This is a genomic window from Sorangium sp. So ce385 (assembly GCF_051474135.1).
Taxonomy (GTDB): domain Bacteria; phylum Myxococcota_A; class Polyangia; order Polyangiales; family Polyangiaceae; genus Sorangium; species Sorangium cellulosum_D.
Map to the genome: position 1 here is coordinate 7,413,989 of NZ_CP150337.1, position 18,300 is coordinate 7,432,288.

The 18,300-nt window shown below is 73.6% G+C and carries 17 protein-coding genes; 10 read left to right on the plus strand and 7 right to left on the minus strand.

The window, feature by feature from the left end:
* Nucleotides 1-54 precede the first annotated feature (54 nt).
* From WME83_RS26885 to WME83_RS26915, 7 genes are all read left to right on the plus strand, one after another.
* Nucleotides 55-945, plus strand: coding sequence for a hypothetical protein (locus WME83_RS26885; RefSeq protein ID WP_437312549.1), 891 nt, complete (start codon nucleotides 55-57; stop codon nucleotides 943-945).
* Nucleotides 946-1,250: 305 nt separating this feature from the next.
* Complete coding sequence (locus WME83_RS26890; protein WP_437312550.1) at nucleotides 1,251-2,330, plus strand: ABC transporter ATP-binding protein; 1,080 nt, start codon at nucleotides 1,251-1,253, stop codon at nucleotides 2,328-2,330.
* Entirely contained in the window at nucleotides 2,327-3,052 is a 726-nt protein-coding gene (locus WME83_RS26895) for an ABC transporter permease (protein WP_061622651.1), read from the plus strand. Before WME83_RS26890 ends, WME83_RS26895 begins: the two co-directional genes overlap by 4 nt.
* Complete coding sequence (locus tag WME83_RS26900) at nucleotides 3,049-5,028, plus strand: Gldg family protein (RefSeq protein WP_437312551.1); 1,980 nt, start codon at nucleotides 3,049-3,051, stop codon at nucleotides 5,026-5,028. The genes WME83_RS26895 and WME83_RS26900 overlap by 4 nt, the downstream gene beginning before the upstream one ends.
* A complete protein-coding gene (locus WME83_RS26905) occupies nucleotides 5,025-6,068 on the plus strand; it encodes a DUF4340 domain-containing protein (protein ID WP_437312552.1) in 1,044 nt (347 codons plus the stop codon). Before WME83_RS26900 ends, WME83_RS26905 begins: the two co-directional genes overlap by 4 nt.
* 146 nt (nucleotides 6,069-6,214) lie before the next feature.
* Nucleotides 6,215-6,859 carry a hypothetical protein gene (locus WME83_RS26910; protein ID WP_437312553.1) on the plus strand — a complete coding sequence of 215 codons (645 nt, stop codon included), beginning with the start codon at nucleotides 6,215-6,217 and terminating at the stop codon, nucleotides 6,857-6,859.
* A gap of 4 nt (nucleotides 6,860-6,863) precedes the next feature.
* Nucleotides 6,864-8,681, plus strand: coding sequence for a serine/threonine-protein kinase (locus tag WME83_RS26915; protein WP_437312554.1), 1,818 nt, complete (start codon nucleotides 6,864-6,866; stop codon nucleotides 8,679-8,681).
* 15 nt (nucleotides 8,682-8,696) lie between these two features.
* On the opposite strand, the gene xerD is transcribed toward WME83_RS26915, so the two are convergent.
* Nucleotides 8,697-9,587: a site-specific tyrosine recombinase XerD gene (xerD, locus tag WME83_RS26920; protein WP_437312555.1), complete on the minus strand. Its 891-nt coding sequence runs from the start codon at nucleotides 9,585-9,587 to the stop codon at nucleotides 8,697-8,699.
* Between the two features lie 181 nt (nucleotides 9,588-9,768).
* Between xerD and WME83_RS26925 the strand changes: the two genes are divergently transcribed.
* The 3 genes from WME83_RS26925 (at nucleotide 9,769) to rpmB (ending at nucleotide 12,298) form a co-directional block, all read left to right on the plus strand.
* The gene (locus tag WME83_RS26925) at nucleotides 9,769-10,626 is read left to right on the plus strand and encodes an N-formylglutamate amidohydrolase (RefSeq protein ID WP_437322049.1); all 858 of its coding nucleotides are present in this window, start codon (nucleotides 9,769-9,771) and stop codon (nucleotides 10,624-10,626) included.
* Between the two features lie 13 nt (nucleotides 10,627-10,639).
* Nucleotides 10,640-11,860: a hypothetical protein gene (locus tag WME83_RS26930; RefSeq protein ID WP_437312556.1), complete on the plus strand. Its 1,221-nt coding sequence runs from the start codon at nucleotides 10,640-10,642 to the stop codon at nucleotides 11,858-11,860.
* Nucleotides 11,861-12,073: 213 nt separating this feature from the next.
* The gene (gene rpmB, locus WME83_RS26935; protein WP_020737334.1) at nucleotides 12,074-12,298 is read left to right on the plus strand and encodes a 50S ribosomal protein L28; all 225 of its coding nucleotides are present in this window, start codon (nucleotides 12,074-12,076) and stop codon (nucleotides 12,296-12,298) included.
* A 450-nt stretch (nucleotides 12,299-12,748) separates the two neighbouring features.
* Here the strand turns inward: rpmB and WME83_RS26940 are convergent, their stop codons facing one another.
* The 6 genes from WME83_RS26940 to trmD form a co-directional block, all read right to left on the minus strand.
* A complete protein-coding gene (locus tag WME83_RS26940; protein WP_437312557.1) occupies nucleotides 12,749-13,798 on the minus strand; it encodes a hypothetical protein in 1,050 nt (349 codons plus the stop codon).
* Nucleotides 13,795-14,520 carry a DUF72 domain-containing protein gene (locus WME83_RS26945; RefSeq protein WP_437312558.1) on the minus strand — a complete coding sequence of 242 codons (726 nt, stop codon included), beginning with the start codon at nucleotides 14,518-14,520 and terminating at the stop codon, nucleotides 13,795-13,797. The genes WME83_RS26940 and WME83_RS26945 overlap by 4 nt, the downstream gene beginning before the upstream one ends.
* A gap of 89 nt (nucleotides 14,521-14,609) precedes the next feature.
* Nucleotides 14,610-15,506 carry a lysophospholipid acyltransferase family protein gene (locus WME83_RS26950; RefSeq protein WP_437312559.1) on the minus strand — a complete coding sequence of 299 codons (897 nt, stop codon included), beginning with the start codon at nucleotides 15,504-15,506 and terminating at the stop codon, nucleotides 14,610-14,612.
* 136 nt (nucleotides 15,507-15,642) lie between these two features.
* Nucleotides 15,643-16,821 (minus strand): tRNA epoxyqueuosine(34) reductase QueG, encoded by a 1,179-nt coding sequence (queG, locus tag WME83_RS26955; protein ID WP_437312560.1) that lies wholly within the window; start codon nucleotides 16,819-16,821, stop codon nucleotides 15,643-15,645.
* A 68-nt stretch (nucleotides 16,822-16,889) separates the two neighbouring features.
* Complete coding sequence (locus tag WME83_RS26960) at nucleotides 16,890-17,468, minus strand: RNA methyltransferase (protein WP_437312561.1); 579 nt, start codon at nucleotides 17,466-17,468, stop codon at nucleotides 16,890-16,892.
* Nucleotides 17,465-18,262, minus strand: a complete 798-nt coding sequence (gene trmD / locus WME83_RS26965; protein ID WP_437312562.1) for a tRNA (guanosine(37)-N1)-methyltransferase TrmD — start codon at nucleotides 18,260-18,262, stop codon at nucleotides 17,465-17,467. Before trmD ends, WME83_RS26960 begins: the two co-directional genes overlap by 4 nt.
* Nucleotides 18,263-18,300 lie beyond the last annotated feature (38 nt).

The following is an 18,300-nucleotide window of genomic DNA, read 5'->3' on the forward strand; positions in this document are numbered from 1 at the left end:
TCCTCGCGGCACAGAGGTTCAGGTGCACCGCACTTTGCCGTAGGCTGGACCTCCATGGATCCACGCGGGAAGTCGCTCCCCCCGGCGCCGCTCGTCACGGACGAGGACATCCGGGCAGAGCTCCGGCGGCTGTTCGACGCCGGCCCCGACTCGGGGCTCGTCATCCGGGTCTACGGCGAGTCGGGCGAGGGGGCGGCCGCGGCGGACGCCTTCCGCGAGATGTTCGCGTCGCTGCGCATGTACGAGGGGAAGGCGCAGGATCAGCCCCTGGAGATCCTCGTCGACGCGCCGAGCAAGGCGCACATCGCCCGCGCGCTGTCGGTGCTCGGCCACGAGCAGCACCAGAAGCGGATCCTCGATCACATCCTCACCACGTTCGGCCGCCGGCTGATCGACCCGCTCGCCGAGATCCTCGACACGACCCCGACCGGCTCGGTGACGGCGCGCCTGACCGTCCTGCGCGACATCTTCCTCGCGCAGATCGCGGATCTGCGGATGACGCCCGAGTCGCAGCAGATCCTCTCGAGCGACCTGCGCAAGCTCCTCAGCGACGACTACCTGGCGATGATCGCGGAGAACGAGGAGCGCGTGCAGCGCCCGCGCGTGGCGAGGCTCGCCCAGCAGATCCTGCGGCTCGTCGGCTCGACGTTCCACCGTGCGCTCAAGCGCTGGCCCGCGCACGCCGAGCAGATCGCGTCGTCGATCGCGCGGCGGAGCCCGAAGAAGGTCCGGCTCAGCGAGGTGCCGAGGCTCATCCGCGGCCAGATCACCGACGGCATCGAGGAGTTCCTGTGGATCGAGACGAGCGCGGACATCGAGGGCGCGCTGCGCCCGATGCTCGCCGAGCACCAGGACGTGATGCCGGTGAAGCAGGCGACGCTCGACCGCTCCACCTACCGGGAGTTCGCGGACGCCTGCTGGGCGATCATCGCCGAGCACTGCTGACGCCGGGGCGAGCGCGGCGGCGGATCGCCGCCCGGCGCCCCTCATCGCCGGAGCGGGGCATCCTCGCCGGATGCTGAGATCCGTCACGTCCTGGTCGCTCCGCTCACCGCGCGCGCGGCGTGTCCCGGTCGTTTCTCCTACCGCGCGGGGATCGCGCGCCGGAGGGCGGCCCGCGCGCGCCGCGTCGGGAATGATTTCCGTCACCCGCTGTTGTAAGGGGCCGCTGGCGCCTGGACCGCCGCGCTTCGCGGCGTCCGATTCGCCGGCGCGGAGAGCTTCTTCCCTGTGCGGAGGGGTGCACGGCCGTGATCGAAATCAGCGACCTATACAAGTACTATGGCGACCGGAAGGCCATCGGGCCCCTGTCGTTCTCGATCGAAGCGGGAGAGATCGTCGGCCTGCTCGGCCTGAACGGCGCCGGCAAGACGACGACGCTCCGGATCCTCGCCTGCGACCTCCTGCCATCCGCGGGCCGGGTCCTCGTGGACGGGCTGGATGTCGTCGACCACCCGCACGAGGTGCGGTCCCGCATCGGGTACCTCCCCGACCGGCCGCCGCTCTACGACGAGATGAGCGTGCGCGCCTTCCTCCACTTCGCGGCGCGCCTGCGCGGCGTCGACGCCGGCTCGGCCGACAGGCGCGTGGCCGAGGCGCTCGCGGTGACGCAGCTCGAGGACGTCGCCGCCGACCCGATCAGCGCGCTGTCGCACGGCTACAAGCAGCGCGTCGGCATCGCCCAGGCGATCGTGCACAAGCCGCGGCTGCTCGTCCTCGACGAGCCGATCAGCGGGCTCGACCCGGTGCAGATCGTCGAGATGCGCGCCCTGCTCCGGAGCCTGCGCGGCGAGCACACCATCCTGCTCTCCAGCCACATCCTCTCCGAGATCAGCGAGACCTGCGATCGCATCCTCGTCATCCGGGACGGCGAGATCGGCGCGCAGGGGACCGAGCAGGAGCTCTCGGCGAAGCTCCTCCACGGCGTCCGGGTCGAGCTCACGGTGCGCGGCCCCGCGGCCGAGGGCGCCGGCTACCGCGTGACGCGCGGCGAGGCGGCGCGGGCGCTCGACATCACGCGCGCGGTCGCGGGCGTCACGTCCGTCGAGCAGCTGCCCACGACCGAGCCGGGGAGCGACGTCGTGAGCTTCGCGGTCGAGGCCGATCGCGACGTGCGGGCGGCGCTGTGCGCCGAGCTCGTGCAGGCGGGGATCGGCATCCTCGAGGTGAAGCGGAGCGAGCGCGAGCTCGAGTCGGTGTTCCTGCGGCTCGCCACGCGCGCGCCGCAGGCGAAGGCGAGGCCCGCCGCGGCCGACGCGGCGACGGCCGGCGGCCAGGCGAACAAGGCCCCTGCGAGCGAGCAGGCGGAGGAAGGCGAGGGCGAAGCATGAGAGGGACATTGCTCGTCGCGCGGCGGGAGCTGTCCGCGTACCTGAGGTCACCGCTCGGGTACGTCGTCGCCGCCGCGGCGTTGCTCATCGACGGCATCTACTTCCAGGTCGCGGCGCTCGGCTCGGGCGCGCGGCTGTCGGCCGAGGTGCTGCTCAAGTTCTTCGACGGCACGGCGTTCATCATCATGGTCGCGGCGCTCATCCTCTCGATGCGGCTCATCGCCGGCGAGCGCGAGAGCGGCACGCTCATCCTGCTCAAGACGGCGCCCGTGCGCGACGGCGAGATCATCGCCGGCAAGTTCCTCGCCGCGCTGGCGCTGGTCGGCCTGATGACCGCGATCACGATCTACATGCCGATGCTCATCTTCGTGAACGGCAGGGTGTCGGTCGGGCACATCCTGGTCGGCTACTCCGGGGTGCTGCTGCTCGGCGCCGCGTCGCTCGCGATCGGGCTCTTCGCGTCGACGCTGGCGGCGAGCCAGGTCATCGCGGTCATCCTCGGGGCGGCGATCATCGGGACGCTCGGCTTCCTGTTCCTCGTCGCCCGCGTGACGGAGCCGCCGCTCAACGACTTCGTGAGCGCGCTGAACCTCTACCCGCTCAACCAGAAGCCGTTCCTGAACGGCGTGCTCCGGCTGGAGAACGTCCTGTACTACGTCGCGGTCGCGTACTTCTTCCTGCTCGCCGCGACCCACACCCTGAGGGCACGGAGGTGGCGGTGAAGGACCAGAACGCTCAGGCCGCCGAGGCCGAGAACAGCGGCAACGACGCGAGCGCCGCGCCGGGCGCGCAGCACGAGGCGCCCCAGGCCGAGAGGCCGGCGCCCGCCGCGCCGCGCGGGGCGCCCGCGCTGCGCGCCGGGGGCTGGATGGTGCCGGCGTACGCGGGCGCGCTCCTCGCCATCTTCCTGGGCGAGCGCGTGGTGCCCACGGTCGACGGGCTCCGCTACGCGCTGTCGGGGCTCGGGCTCCTGACGCTCGCGCTCGTCACCGCGCTGCGCTTCGCGACCGCCGTGCGCGAGACGGGCGAGCGCCGCGCCGTCGAGCGCGCGCTCGCGATCCTGTCGGCGCTCGGGCTCGTCGCGGTGGCGGCGTACTTCACGACGACCGACGCGGGGCGCAACCTGCTCGGCGTCTCGCGGGCCGCGCCCGAGCTGCGCGCGCGCATCGAGGCGGCGACGACGGTCGGCTGGATCGCGCTGCTCGTCATCGCGACGGTGCCGCTGTTCTTCGGCGAGGCGGCGCTCGCGCCGATGCGGCGCGCCGAGCGGATCGAGGGCCGGCGGGTGCGCGCGGCGACGCTCTCGGGCGTGACGCTCGCCTTCGCCGCGGTCTACTCGGCGCTCTTCGTCTACGCCGCGAGCCAGCTCGAGCTCAAGGCGGACTTCTCGTACTACCGCACGGCCCGCCCCGGCGACTCGACGAAGCGCGTCGCCGAGAGCCTGACCGAGCCGCTCAAGATCACCGCCTTCTTCCCGCAGCTGAACGAGGTGGGCGCCGAGGTCGAGGGCTACCTGCGCGAGGTGAAGGCGGCGTCGCCGCAGATCACCGTGGAGATGCAGGACCGGCTGCTCGTCCCCGCGCTCGCCAAGGAGGCGAAGGTCACGCAGGACGGCGTCATCGTGCTCTCGCGCGACACCTCGCGCGAGACGCTCAACATCGGCGCCGACATCAAGACCGCCGGCGCCAAGCTGAAGAGCCTCGACGCCGACTTCCAGAAGGCGCTGCTCAAGGTGATCCGCGCGCAGCGCACCGCGTACCTGACCGTCGGCCACGGCGAGATGAACGAGTCGACGAACGCGGCCGAGGGGCGGACGGCCAAGAACCTCCGCAAGCTGCTCGAGTCGCAGAACTACGTCGTCAAGGATCTCGGGCTCGCCCAGGGGCTCGGCAGCGAGCTCCCGAAGGACGCGGGCGTCGTCGTCGTGCTCGGCCCGCAGAAGGAGTTCCTGCCGGAGGAGGTCGCGGCCCTGAAGCGGTACGCCGACGAGGGCGGGCACCTCCTGCTCGCGCTCGATCCGGAGGCCAAGGTCGACCTCTCGCCGCTCGCCGGCGCCGTGGGCCTCACGTGGAAGCCCGAGGTCCTGGCGAACGATCGGGTCTACGTGCGGCGGCGCTTCAACGAGTCGGACCAGGCGATGCTGGTCACGACGCGGTACTCCTCGCACGCGTCGGTCTCGACCTTGAGCCGCCACGCGCAGCAGGCGCCGACGATCTTCCCGGGCGCGGCGTCGCTCGACAAGGCGGACGGCGGCGACCTGAAGATCGACTTCGTGGTCCGCTCGCTGGGCGAGACGTTCGCCGACGCGAACGGCAACTTCAAGTTCGACGAGGGTGAGAAGCGGAACGCCTACAACCTCGCCGCGGCGGTCTCGAAGGAGCTCGCGCCCGGCGGCGGCGACGGCAAGGACAAGAAGGAGCTGCGCGCGTTCGTCGTCGCCGACGCCGACGTGTTCAGCGACGCAGCGTTCAGGAACGAGCCCAACATCGTGCTCGCGCTCGACGCGTTCCGGTGGCTCGGCGGCGAGGAGAGCTTCGCCGGGGAGATCACGACGAACGAGGACGTCCGGATCGAGCACACGAAGGAGAAGGACCAGGTCTGGTTCTGGGCCACGATCCTCGTGGCGCCGGCGATGGTGCTGGGGCTCGGGCTCTTCATCACGCGCCGCGGGCGGCGCGCGAGCGGGAGGCGCGCATGAGGTTGGATCGCAGCTTTTTCGTGCACCTCGGCCTCGTTGTGGTCGCGGCGTTGTTCGCGGTCCTCGTCTGGACGCGCGACAAGACGGCGGCCGCGCTCTCGGCCGGGGATGTGACCGTCTGGGCCGGCCGCGCCGAGGACGTCGAGCGGATCACCTTCGAGGCCAAGTCGAAGACGGTCGTCCTCGAGGCGAAGAAGGACAAGGACGGCCGCTACTTCGTCGGCACGACGGAGCGCAAGGCGACGCCCCCGGCCGAGAAGCCGAAGGACGACGTGCACGGCCACGACGACGAGGCGCAGGACGAGCCGCCCGCGGAGCAGGAGCCGACGGTCAAGACGACCACGTTCGTGTCGGTGACCGCCGGCAACAAGCTCGCCGAGGCGATCGCGCCGCTGAAGGCGCTGCGCTCCGTCGGCCGCATCGGGGACGACCGCGCCAGCGAGTTCGGCCTGGCCGAGCCGGAGGGCACGCTCACCGTCAAGCTGCGCGGCGGCGAGCGCAAGCTGGTCGTCGGCGGCGCGACGCCCGGCGGCGCGGACCGCTACGCGCGCGACGAGGCCACCGGCGAGGTGTACGCCATCAAGGGCGACATCTACCGCGATCTCGACACCGCGGAGTCGCGGCTCATGGAGCGGGAGCTGCACGAGTGGAAGGACGTCGATCTCACCCAGGCGCGCGTGATCGTCGGCGACAAGCGCCGCGAGCTCACGCGCAGCGGCGATGAGGGCAAGAAGTTCTGGGCCGATCCGGCCAGCCCCGAGCAGAAGGACGAGACCGTCGGCAACTGGATGAGCAAGCTCGACCGCCTGCGCCCCACCGAGTACGTGGCCGCGCCCCCCGAGCAGAAGGAGGTCGTGGTGCGGGTCGAGTACACCGGCCGCGCGGGCGACATCGGCTTCGCCGAGCTCGTGAAGGGGCCTCCCGGGGCGAGCGGCAAGCCCGACTACTTCCTGGTCACGGAGCGCACCCGCCTCTACGGCAAGGTGCCGGTGGGCGTCGCCGAGCAGGTCGAGCAGGACGTCGGCGCCGTCGTCAAGTAGCCCCTGCACCCCGCGAGCGCGCCGGAGCAGCCGCCCGGCGCGCTCGCCCTTCCCTGCGGCCCCGGCCGCGCCCCGCGGCGCAAGCCGCCCCCGGGGATCGCTCTTTACTTGCCGTCCCGGGGCCGGTCCTGCAACGCTCGTCCGCAATGTTCTTCCGACGATGGCCCACCCTGGCGCTGAGCGCTGCGGCGGCGCTCGCCGCGGCGTGCAGCTCGCCGCCTCCACCGCAACCCGTAACGCCGGAGCCGCCCGTGACCGCGGCGCCTCCGCCTCCGCCCCCGCCTGCCCCGAAGCCCTGCAAGGCGCTCGACGAGCAGTGCCAGGCAGAGGAGTCGACCCGCGCGAAGATCGCCGGGAGCTCGCTCGTGCTCACGCCCGTGAAGGGCTGGACCTACGCCCAGGGCGAGAGCGCCACGATCGCGCAGGCCGCTGACGAGGGCCCTGCCCTGGCGACGGCGCAGGTCGACACGGGCGAGGGCAAGCAGGCGACCGAGAAGCGCGACGCCGCGCTCGACGCGCTGGCGCGCGAGATCAACGTCACCTTGCCCAAGAAGAAGGTGAGCTGGAAGAAGCCCGACGACGTCAAGGAGATCGCCGGAAGGAAGATCGGCCTGTGGCAGAAGGAGGGCGCCGCGCGCGGGACCAAGAAGGGCCCGCTGCTGATCTTCGCCGACACCGGCAAGGACGGCGAGATCGTGATCGGGCTCGGGTTCGTGCCGGACGACGACAGCTCCGGCGCCGACGCGACCATCCTGCAGTCGATCGAGTCGATCGCGGTCGCGGGGGAGTGATCTCGTGACGGCACCGAACGTCGCGCCGGGCAGCGTCGTCGCGGGGAGGTTCTCCGTCCGCTCGCTCCTCGGCTACGGGGGCGCGACGGCCACCTACCGCGCGGTGACGGCGCAGGCGCGCGACGTCGCCCTCAAGCTGTACTCGCCGATCATCGGCCAGCGGCCGGACGCGATGCAGCACCTGCAGCGGTACGTCGCCGAGACGAATCGGCTGCCGCACGAGCTCGTCGCGCACATCCTCGAGGCCGGCTACGACCCGGCGACGGCCGCGCCCTTCACGGTGACGGACATGATCCACGTCCCGTCGCTCGCGGAGCTCGCGCTGCGCCGGCCCCTGAGCTTCGAGGAGGTCGGGGCGATGCTCCGCTCGCTCGCGGCGGTGCTGGACGCGGCGCACGCGCGCGAGGTGCCCCACCACGGCCTCAAGCCGACGAACCTGTTCATCGACCCGAGCGCTCCGGGCAGCGTGAGGGTCGCCGACTTCGGGCCGTCCCTCGCGCGGAGCATGCTGCCGACGTCGGAGGGCTACGTCCTCGCCGCCCCGTGGCTCGCGCCCGAGCAGCTGCAGCCGGGCGCCCCGGCCGGCCCCGCCGCGGACATCTTCTCCGCGGCGCTGGTCGCCTTCTTCGCGCTCACCGGCCGCTCGTACTGGCGATCCTGCCAGGGTCAGGTCGACGTGCCGGGCTGGCAGCGCGAGATCATGGCGCCGCGCCCCTCCGCGTCGGCGCGCGCGGCGGAGCTCGGCGTTCCGGTGAGCCCCGTGCTGGACGCCGCCTTCGCGCGCGCGCTGGCGCACGATCCGCGCGAGCGTTTCCGCTCCGCGAGCGAGCTCGCGGCCATGCTCAGCGGCTTCTCGGCGGCGGCGATCGAGGTCGGCTCGACGCTCGCCCTGTCCCCCTCGGCGAACGAGGCGCCCGCGCCCGCGCCGCCGGCCCACGCCGCCCGCGCCGCGAACGCGCCAGCGCCCGTCCCGCCGGCCCACGCGGTCGCCGCGGCGAGCGCGCCCGCGCCGATGCCGGCGCCCGACGCGACGCAGCTGGCCGCCTCGCCGTTCGCGGCCGCGCCGCCCCCCACGCCGTTCTCCCCCGCGCCGCCGCCCTCCCCGCTCTCGCCGACGCCCTCGCCGGCCGCGTCGCCTTCGCCGCAGCCTCCGGTCGACGCGGGCCTCGCGCAGGCGGCGCCCGTGCCGCCGTCCCCCGCCGCCGCCGCGTCTCCGAAGAGCCCCATCGCGATGATGACCGCGGTCACCGCGCCGCGGTCGCCCTGGGGCAAGGCGGCGTCGCTGACGGTGGGCATCGTCGCGGTGCTGCTCGTCGGGGGCACCGCCGCCGCGTGGTACGTCATGGATCGCCGGGAAGAGCCGCAGCCGAGCCCGAGCGCGTCGGCCACGGCGTCCGCCGTGGTCCCCGCGCCGACGGCCGAGCCCACGCAGCCCGCGCCGGCCGCGACCGCGCCGCCGGCCGAGCCCACGCAGCGCGCGCCGACCACCGCGCCTCCGATCGACGCCGGCGCCCCGGCCGACGCGGGCGCCCCGGCCGACCCGCTCGTGAAGGTCTCCTGCAAGCCCGTCGCGTGCGAGGAGATCACCATCGACGGCAAGACGACCCAGGCGCCGGAGGTCGAGCTCGGGCTCAAGCCGGGCGTGCACAAGGTGAGCGTCAGGCGCACCGGCTACATCGCGCGCAGCACGAACATCGTCGTCAAGGCCGGCACGCCGATCGTGCAAGAGTTCCAGCTCACCGAGATCCCCCCGGCGCCGGCGCAGCCTGCGGGGCAGGCCACGAACAAGCCGTGCGGTAAGTTCCTCAAGCGCTGCAAGTAGCCGCGGCCCGCCCGTTCACGCGCGAGGGTGCGCCCGCCGGTAGGCGGCGCGCACGTGATCGTCGGCGAGGTGCGTGTAGATCTCGGTCGTCACCACGTTCGCGTGGCCGAGGAGCGCCTGGACGCTCCGGAGATCCGCGCCCCCTTCGAGCAGGTGCGTCGCGAAGGAGTGGCGGAGCTTGTGCGGCGAGCTCGGCTTGGCGATGCCCACGCCGCGCGCGTATCCGCCGAGGAGCTTCCACACCGCCTGCCGGGTGAGCGGTCCGCCGCGCGGCGACAGGAACAGCACCTGCGTCGCCGCGCTGCGCGGGTGCGTGGCGCGCACCTCCAGGTACGCGTCGATCGCCGCGAGCGCCGGCTCGCCGAGCGGCACGAGCCGCCGCTTCCCGCCCTTGCCGAGCGCCGTCACGATCCCCTTGCGCCGCTCGATGTCCGACAGCTTGAGGCGCACCACCTCGCTGACGCGCAGGCCGGCCGCGTACATCACGTGGAGCATCGCGCGATCGCGCAGCCCCTTGAACGTCCCCTGCTCGGGCGCCTCGATGAGGAGCGCGATCTCGTCGAACGAGAGCACCTTGGGCAGCCGCCGCCCGACCCTGGGTCGCTCGATCAGCGCGCACGGATCCCGCTCGATGCGGCGCTCGCGGAGCAGGAAGCGGATGAACCCGCGGACCGCGGAGAGGTGGCGAGCCGCCGAGCTCGCGCTGATGCCCGCCTGGCCGAGCGCGACCAGGTAGGTGCCGATCAGCGCCTGGTCGAGCCCGTCGACCGACGTGATCCCCGCCGCGTCCGCATGGGCGACCAGCTTGGCCAGATCGTGGCCGTACGCCTCGAGCGTCAGGGGCGCCAGAGCCCGCTCGACGCGGAGATGGTCCAGGTAGGCGTCCACCCAGGTCGCGAGATCCACGGCCAACGCTACAGCGAAAGCGGCCAAGTACGCCAGAAAGCCGGGGCGGAGCAGAGGCACCCAGGACGCCCTGGACGGCAACACTTCTTCCTTCCTTCCGGCTTGGAACCTCCCCGTCCTGCCCCGTCATGCCCCGTCCTGATTCCAGCCGGACGCGGAATGCGTCACAGTGAGCCCCGTGGTGTCACCCTTCGAGGTCGTCGAGCCCCGCGGAGCGGAAAGCCCGGTCCTCGTCGAAGTACCGCACGCGGGTGTCCACATGGATCCCGAGTCGCTGTCCTGGACCGTCGCGCCTGCGCGCAGCATCGGGCGCGACGCCGATCTCTACGTCGACGCGCTGTTCCAGGACGCCCCGGCCGAGGGGGCGACGCTCCTGTTCTCGCGGATGAGCCGGCTGGTCGTCGATCTCAACCGCAGCGAGGCCGACTGCGACGGCGACGCGGTCGAGGGCGGCGGCCGCGCGCCGTTCCCGCGGGGGCTCATCTGGCGCGTGACCACGGACGGCGAGCCCGTCCTGGTCGCCCGGCTCCCGAGGCGCGAGGTGGAGCGCCGGCTCGACCGCTTCTACCGGCCCTACCACCGCACCCTCAGCGAGATCCTCGCCCGCAAGCGCGAGCGCTTCGGCTTCGCGATCCTGCTCTGCGCGCACTCGATGCCGAGCCAGAGCCGCCGCGGCCACGCCGAGGGCGCGGTCGGCCGGGCCGACATCGTCCCCGGCACGCGCGGGCGGACGACCGCCGCGAGCGCGGTGATCGACGCGGTCGATCAGCACGCGCGCGCCTGCCGCTTCTCGGTGCGCCACGACGACCCCTACAAGGGTGGGTTCAGCACCGCGCACTACGGCCAACCGCACCGTGCCGTCCACGCCGTGCAGATCGAGATTGCGCGCCGGCTGTACATGGACGAGCAATCCCTCGCCATGGATGGGCAAGGATTCACCGCCGTGCGAGACTTCGGGCGCACCCTGGTCGCGCGGCTCACCTCGGCCGAGCTGCTCGGGCAGCTCCGCAAGAACCCCCTCGACGCCCGTGAGATCTGATCCAGCTCCATCAATGGAAAAGCCTTACGGAGAGGCGAACCGCGACCGCCCGCCAGCGAGCCGTCGCGCGATCGCCGAACGGGACAAGGCAGCAGCAGCCCAGCCGGAGGGCGCCGCGGCCGGCGACAGCCCGGGCGAGCGGCCCTCCGCGGCGTCGATTGGCGCCGCTCAGGTCGAGCGGCCCTCCGCGGCGCCGCTCAGCGCCGCTCAGGTCGAGCGGCCCTCCACGGCGCCGCTCGGCGCCGCTCAGGTCGAGCGGCCCTCCGCGGCGCCGCTCGGCGCCGCTCAGGTCGAGCGGCCCTCCACGGCGTCGATCGGCGTCGCGCAGGTCGAGCGGCTCTCCGGGTCCAGCCCGGCCATCACGATCGAGGAGCCGCCCCCGAGCGCGCGCGAGCATGTCACCAAGCCGCTGCTCGCGTCCGAGGCGCTCATGGAGGACCTGGCGCCGATGCGTCCGGCGCAGGACGCGGCCCGGGTTTGGTGCGCCGTGGTGGGCGTGGGTTTCCTTCTGTTCGGCGGCCTGTCGGTCGCGGGGCTCCGCCCGGACGGCGTCGTCGCGGGGCCGCCTGCGTTCGTGCTGGGCATTGTCGCGCTGTTCACCGCGCTCACGTCGGTGAGCTACCGGCAGCGCGCCATCGCGATGGTGGTGCTGGGGACGATCGCGACCGTCATCGGCCTCCAAAGCTCGGGTCCTGCGGTCGGCTGGGGCGCCGCCCGGGCCGTGGCGGCGATAGCGCTCCCGGCGGCGCTCGTCTTCCGGTCTCGCTACCGGGCGTATGCCGGCGCGCGCTGGCTGCTCGTCGCCGCGTTCCTCGTCGCGCTCCCCGCGTTCGGGCACGCCGCCGCGCAGCTCACCTTGCTCGATCCGCACCTGGCCCAGCTCGGCGCCCTGATGGTGATCCTGGCGGTGCTCTCCAGCCTCACCGGCTTCATGGGGGCGGAGACGACGGGCGCAGGCTCGTCGCTCGCGGTCGCGGTGGTGCTCGCCTTCACGGCCGACCTGGTCGTCGGCAGGCTCGCCCAGCTCAGCGCCTTCGCGCCGCGCGACCTCGTCAGCGTGCTCTCCGCGGGCCTGGCGTTCGCCGCGACGTCCGCGCTCACGAGCCTCGGCCTCTTCCAGATCCTGGCCTGGCGCCTCGCCGCCGACGCCCGGCGCATCGACCTGCACCGCCCCGAGAACGACAAGGACGGCCGGGATCGCCGGCCGCCCTCGGGCGGCGAGTGGCTCACCTAGGCCTGCGCCGGCACTCCCTCGACCCTTCCGCGGGCGATCTCCGGTGCGCTGCGGCGAGATACCCCCCGGTGGACGCTTGACATGTCCCCCGGCTTCCTTCACTTTGCCGCGCTCCCGAGCCCCCCTGCTCCCCCGCGCAGGGCGTGCGCTCGGCCAGCTTGATCGAACTAGGGTCGGGGCACCGAGATCGGTCCCCTTCCAACCGAGGACGTCATGGCGAAGAGCGACATCACTGGGAAGCGGAAGCTTCTGGCGCAGAATGTCTCCCACTCCAACATCAAGACGAAGCGCTGGCAGCTCGTGAACATCCAGACCCGGCGCGTCTGGGTCCCCGAGCTCAACCGCTTCGTGAAGCTCAACCTCACGACGCGCGACATCCGCACGATCGACAAGATCGGCGTCGTCGCCTACGCGAAGCGCTACGGCGTCACGCTCTAGCTGGAGCGGAGCCCGGTCGCGTCTGGGCAGCACGCCGACGACTGCGACCTGAGCCAGAACCGCCGGGACGCCAAGCACGCCAGGAGAGCCGAGCGTTCTCCTCTTGGCGTCCTTGGCGCTCTGGCGGTTTTTTGTTGCTCTCATCGAGCGCTGCACGGCCCCGCGCCGACACGCTGGGCTCGGTCGGCCCCCTGGGCGCCAGCCCCGGACGATCCGCGCCCCCCGGCGACGACGCCACCTCAGCCTTCTGCCGGCGACGACGCCACCTCAGCCTTCTGCCGGCGACGACGCCGCCTCAGCCTTCTGCCGGCGGCGACGACGCCGCCTCAGCCTTCTGCCGGCGGCGACGACGCCGCCTCAGCCTTCTGCCGGCGGCGACGACGCCGCCTCAGCCTTCTGCCGGCGGCGACGACGCCGCCTCAGCCTTCTGCCGGCGGCGACGACGCCGCCTCAGCCTTCTGCCGGCGGCGTCCCTGCTCCTGCCGAGAATCCGGGCGCGAGGTGGACCGCGCGCGCGTCGCGGTCGTCGCGCAGGACGGCGAGGGCGCCGTCGGCGCTCAGCTGCGTGCGGACGTCGTGGAGGGCCGCCTCGAGCGCGGTGCCACGGAGGAGCGCGCCGAGGGCGCTCACCTCGAGCTTGGGCCTGCCGGTCAGCGCGACCGCGGCCGCGAAGGCGCTGCGCTGGAGGATCGCGATCGGCGCCGCCGCCGGCAAGGGCGTGCCGGGCGCGAGGCGCGTGATCCCGCGGCGCACCGGGACGGCGTCGCGGCCGAGCACGATGTCGAGCTCGGGCACGGCGATCCCGTCGTCGGTGCGCGCGTAGGCCAGCGCTGCGATCGTACCCCAGCCGTCGCACGCGACGATGGCGTCCGCGGGCCGCGCCTCATCCCCGACGGGCCACGGCGCCTGGAGCGCCGTCGCGCCCTCCGCGATCGTGGTCGACGCGGCCTCCACCTCGGCCGGGACCGCCTCGGCGAGGTCCTCCGCGGTCAGCGTCCCGCCGGCGACCGGCCCGCCCACGGCGAGCAGCGCCCGCTCCACGTCGCGCGCCCGCAGCGCCACGGCGCCGAGCGAGCCGACCTCGCGGAGCAGCGCGGCGCGCCCGCTCGCGCCCGCGCGCTCGGCCGCGGCCACGCCCGCGCGGACCAGCTCGCGGAGCCGCGCGCGGCCGAGGTAGCCGTGCAGCAGCACCAGCATCCCGAGCGAGCGCGGAACCGCGACGCGCGCGGCCTCCGGCACGCTCTGCCCGTCGACGAACCCGCGCGGCCGCGGCGCGCCGCGCCCGGGCTGGATCGCCCGGCCATCGAAGGCCCGCGCGCCCACGCCGACGCCGGCCGCGAGCGCCACGGCCGGCGCGAGCAGCACGTCGGGCTGCGCGCCAGCCGCCGCGAAGAAGCCGGCGACGATCGCGTCGATCGCGCTGCCGGACGACTCGAGCGCGGCCCGCGCGGCCGAAGCCGCGGAGGCGTCGCTCGCCGTGGCCGCCGCGCCGCGGATCACTGCTCCTCGTCCTCGGCGACGAGGGTGTTCGGCATAGGCATGGTAGGCCTTACCACGGCCGAGGCCGTCGAGCGATCGGGCTTGCGCGCGAGCGACGCCGCGAGCTGCGACTTGATCTGGGACGCGCGGTCTCCCTCGACGACCAGGAACACCTCACGCCGTCCGCGCAGGCGATCGGCGACGCGCTCGAGCGCGGCCGCTCCGATCGACGACGACTTTCCGAGCGCGCGCAGCCGCGTGTAGACGATCGGCCCGGGCGGCGCCGCGTCGCGGGCGACGTCGAGCACCGGGATCACCTTCGCGGCGCGCGCGGTCGCGACGATGTCGTCGCGCTCCCAGATCCCCGCGGGCTCCCAGCAGCGCACGACCCCTTCGGCGGGCAGGCGCTCGAAGAGCGCCGCGAGCTTCTTGCGGTTGCTCGCCGTCGGGCGGAGCGACGCCGGCGTCTGGAGCACGACGCACCGGGCCTCGAGCACGGACGCCACCTCGAGCGAGGTCGACAGCGCTTCGTCGAGCTCTTTCCCGGCCGCGAGTTCGCCGACCACGCGCGGCAGCACGACGCTGAAGACGAAGCCCGGCGGCACCGCCTTGCGCCATTTGCGCAGCGTGGTCGCGCGGGGCAACGACGTATCGAGCGGACGGAGCTCGACCAGATCGAAGCGATCTTTGTACTTCTGGATATCCCCCTTGAGCGAGGGCAGTCCGACGAGGAGGCGGGCCATCAGCGCGCACTCTTAACCCAGCTTGCGCGCCGATGCAGCGCATGGCCGACCGCGGCGCGATTTCTCATTAAAGGCTCAAAATCCTTGATTTATTCGAAGTGGAACCACTGCGTCGGGTTCTCCCGCAGGAAGCGCTCCATCTCCGCCGTGATCTGCCGCGCCGCGACGTCGAGCTCGGACGGTCCTGGCCGCCTGGGCAGCGAGACGGGCGGCGCGATGCAGATCTCGTATTCCATGAAGCCGGTCCGCCGGGTGAACACCGGGACGATCGGCGCGCCGCTCACCGCGGCGAGCTGGAGCGGCCCCTCCGGGACGCGCCAGGGCATCCCGAAGAGCTCGACGTCGCGCCCGCGCATCCCGGACGGGAGCCGATCGATCTGGATGGCCACGACGCCCTGCCGCCGCAGGTGCGCGAGCAGCGGGAGCACCGCGAGCGGATCGTCGTCGACGTGCTGCATCCGCACGCCGACCCGATCGCGCGTGCCGTCCTGGATGGCCTGCGCCCGGCTGTCGCGTTCGCGCTGCATCACGACGAGCACGTCGGCCGCGTGCACGGAGCGGAGGAGCGGCGCGGCGGCCTGCCACCCGCCGGTGTGCGCCGTGACGACGATCACGCCGAGGCCGCGCCGGTATGCGTTCGTGAAGTGCTCGTCGTTCACGCACAGGCCGGTGAGCCGGTCGGGCCGGTTGCTGCCCGCGATGAACGCGTCGGTGAGGCAGCTGGCGAAGTTGATGAACACCCGCGCGACGTCCCGGTACTCGTCGAGCGCCCCGCGCTCGCCGAGCGCCAGCCGCAGGTTCCTGCGCACGGCCCTCCGCTGCTCCGGCAGCACGGCCCCGAAGACGAGCCCGAACAGCGCAGGGCTGTGCCGGACGAGGAGGTCTGGGCCGTACGTCACCCCGGCGTCCACCGCACGCCGCCAGAGGACGGAATCGTGCTGGCGCAGATCGTCGAGGAGCGCTCGGAGCCTGGGAGGGAGATCCACGTTCGTGCTCGTGCGCGCGGCGTCTTGCCGGCGGACACCGTAGCGGATCCTCGGCCGCCCGCGAAGAGCGCCCGAGCACCGCCGCGCCCGAACGCCGCGCGCCGCGATCGACCCCGACCCCGGCGCCCTCTGCGCTTCAACCGGCGCCGGGCTCGTCGAGCGAGCCGGCAGGCTCCGGCGCGGCCGGGCTCGCCGGCTCGCCGCGGCCCGCGCGGCGCATGCCCCACGCGGCGACGGCGCGCACCTCGGGGTCGTCGTGGGCGAGCGCCGCGGCGAGCGCGCGCTCCGCGCGCTCCGCGACCTCGCCTTCCGCGCCGCGCGCGAGCCGGTTCGCGGCGACGATGGCCGCGTTCCTGGCGAGCCCGCCGCGCCGCGCGCGCTTCACCGGCGTGCCGACGGTCAGCGCCTCGAACCCTCGCTCGTCCAGCGACGCGAGGTCGTCGACGTCCCGCCCCTCCCAGCGCGGCAGCGGATGGAACGGCGCGGTGCGCTCGAGGGGCGGCGGCGCGGTCCGGTTGAACGGGCAGACCTCCTGGCAAGCGTCGCAGCCGAAGAGGTGCTCCCCCATGCCCGGCCGCAGCTCCTCGGCGGGCGCGCTCCGCTGCTCGATGGTCAGGTACGCGACGCAGCGCCGCGGATCGAGCACGAAGGGCGCGTCGAACGCCTGCGTCGGGCACGCGTCGAGGCAGCGCGTGCACGAGCCGCAGCGCTCCGCGATGGGCACGTCGGGGACGAGCGGCAGCGTGGTCACCACCTCGCCGAGCAGCTGATAGCTCCCCTGCCCCGGCGTGATGAGCAGCCCGTTCTTGCCGACGAAGCCGATGCCGGCGCGCGCGGCCCAGACGCGCTCCATCACCGGCTCGACGTCGCAGAGCGGCCGCGCGAGGACGGACGGCGCGAGCGATCGGATGAACGACGCGAGCCGCCGCAGCCGGCGCTTCAGGTGGTTGTGGTAGTCCTGCCCGCGCGCGTACCGCGCGACCGCCTGCGCGAGCGGCGGGTCGCGCCCCTCGCTGTCCTTGGGCCGGGCATACCTGCGGCCGACGCACACGACCGAGCGCGCCCCCTCGAGGATCGCGTCGGTGTCCAGCCGGCGCCGCTGCTCCGCGTACTCCGCGAGGTAGCGCATCTCGCCGTGCATGCCGCGCTCGACGAACTCGAGGTACCGCGCGTGCTCCACCCCGAGCGGCTCGTCCGCGCGCGCGACGCCGACGACGTCGAACCCGAGCGCGAACGCCTGCTCGCGCACCAGCCGATCGTGCGTCCGTCGCTCCGAGCTCGCCTCCTCGGGGCGATGGGCCTCGCGCTCGCTCATGGCCGTAGCATGGACCGCGGGGCCGGCGGCGGCGCTGGCATCGCGCTCGCCGCGCGCGCCGCGAGCGCTCACCCGGCGTGCTGCCGGTCGCCGAGCAGCCGGTCGAGCGTGATCGCGCACGCCGCGCGCACGCTCAGGTGGTTGTAGCCGGTGCTCGCGGCCGCCCGGATGGGCTCGATCCGGAGGTCGGCGTCGGCGATGATCTCGGGCGTGAGGCCCCAGCCCGTACCGAACAGGATCAGCACGGGGCGGCTCGCCTGCGCGAGGCGCGCGCGGGTCTCCGCGTAGCTCGTCACCGGGAGCCCTCGCGACGCCGCCGCGGTCGTCCAGACCTCGACGCCGGCGCGCCCTTCGCTGCTCAGCGCGCCGTACACGTCCTCCAGGCTGGGGAGCACGGACAGCACGTCGAGGGCGACGGCGCGATCCGGGATCCGGCGCTTGCCGGACCCGAGCACCCAGTGCTCCCGGATCCGCTCTGCCAGCGCGCGCTGGGCGGCGACCGGGTGCACGACGAACAGCCGCTCGGCCCCGTACGTGCGCGCGCTCCGCGCCATGTCGTGCAGGTCGAGGTTCGTGATCGCGGTGGTCACCGCCTCGCCGGCGCGGTCGAGCACCGGGTAGTGGACGAGCGCGAGCGACAGCCTCATCGCCGCGCCTCGCCGCCATCTTTCGTCGGAGGGCTCGGCAGAGGGCTCGGCGCAGGCTCTCCCCCGCGCGCCTTACGCCACAGATCGGGCCGGCGCTCGGCCGTGCGCTGCTCTGCCTGCGCGCGTCGCCAGCGAGCGATCGCCGCGTGGTTGCCCTGCTGCAGCACCTCGGGGACCTTGTGCCCGCGGAACTCCACCGGGCGCGTGTACTGCGGGTACTCCAGCAGCCCGGACATCGCGGGGCTGTGCGACTCGTGCTCCGCCGACACGGCGTTGCCGAGCACCCCGGGGAGCAAGCGTACGCACGCATCGATCACCGCCATCGCCGCCACCTCGCCGCCCGTCATCACGAAGTCGCCGAGCGAGATCTCCTCGTCGACGAACGCGCGCACCCGCTCGTCGAACCCCTCGTACCGGCCGCACACGAGCGCGACGGCCGGGCGCGCCGCGAGCTCGATCGCCTTCTCCTGGCGGAACGGCTGCCCCTGCGGCGTGAGCAGCACGCGGTGCGCCCGCGGCGCAGGGGCCGGTCCCTCTGCGCCGGGAGGCGCGCCCTCCGCGGCGGCCTCGTCGAGCGCCTCCAGGCAGCGGACGATGCAGTCGACGCGCATCACCATGCCGGAGCCGCCGCCGTAGGGCGTGTCGTCCACGCTCCGGTGCCGGCCGAGGCCGAACTCGCGCGGGCTGCGCGTGCGGACGGCGAGCGCGCCCGAGGCGAGCCCGCGCCCGACCATGCCGATCGCCAGAAATCCCTCGAAGAGCTCGGGAAACAGGGTCACTACATCGATGCGCATCGAACCTGCCGCGGCGGGCCGCCTCGAGCCGGACGGCG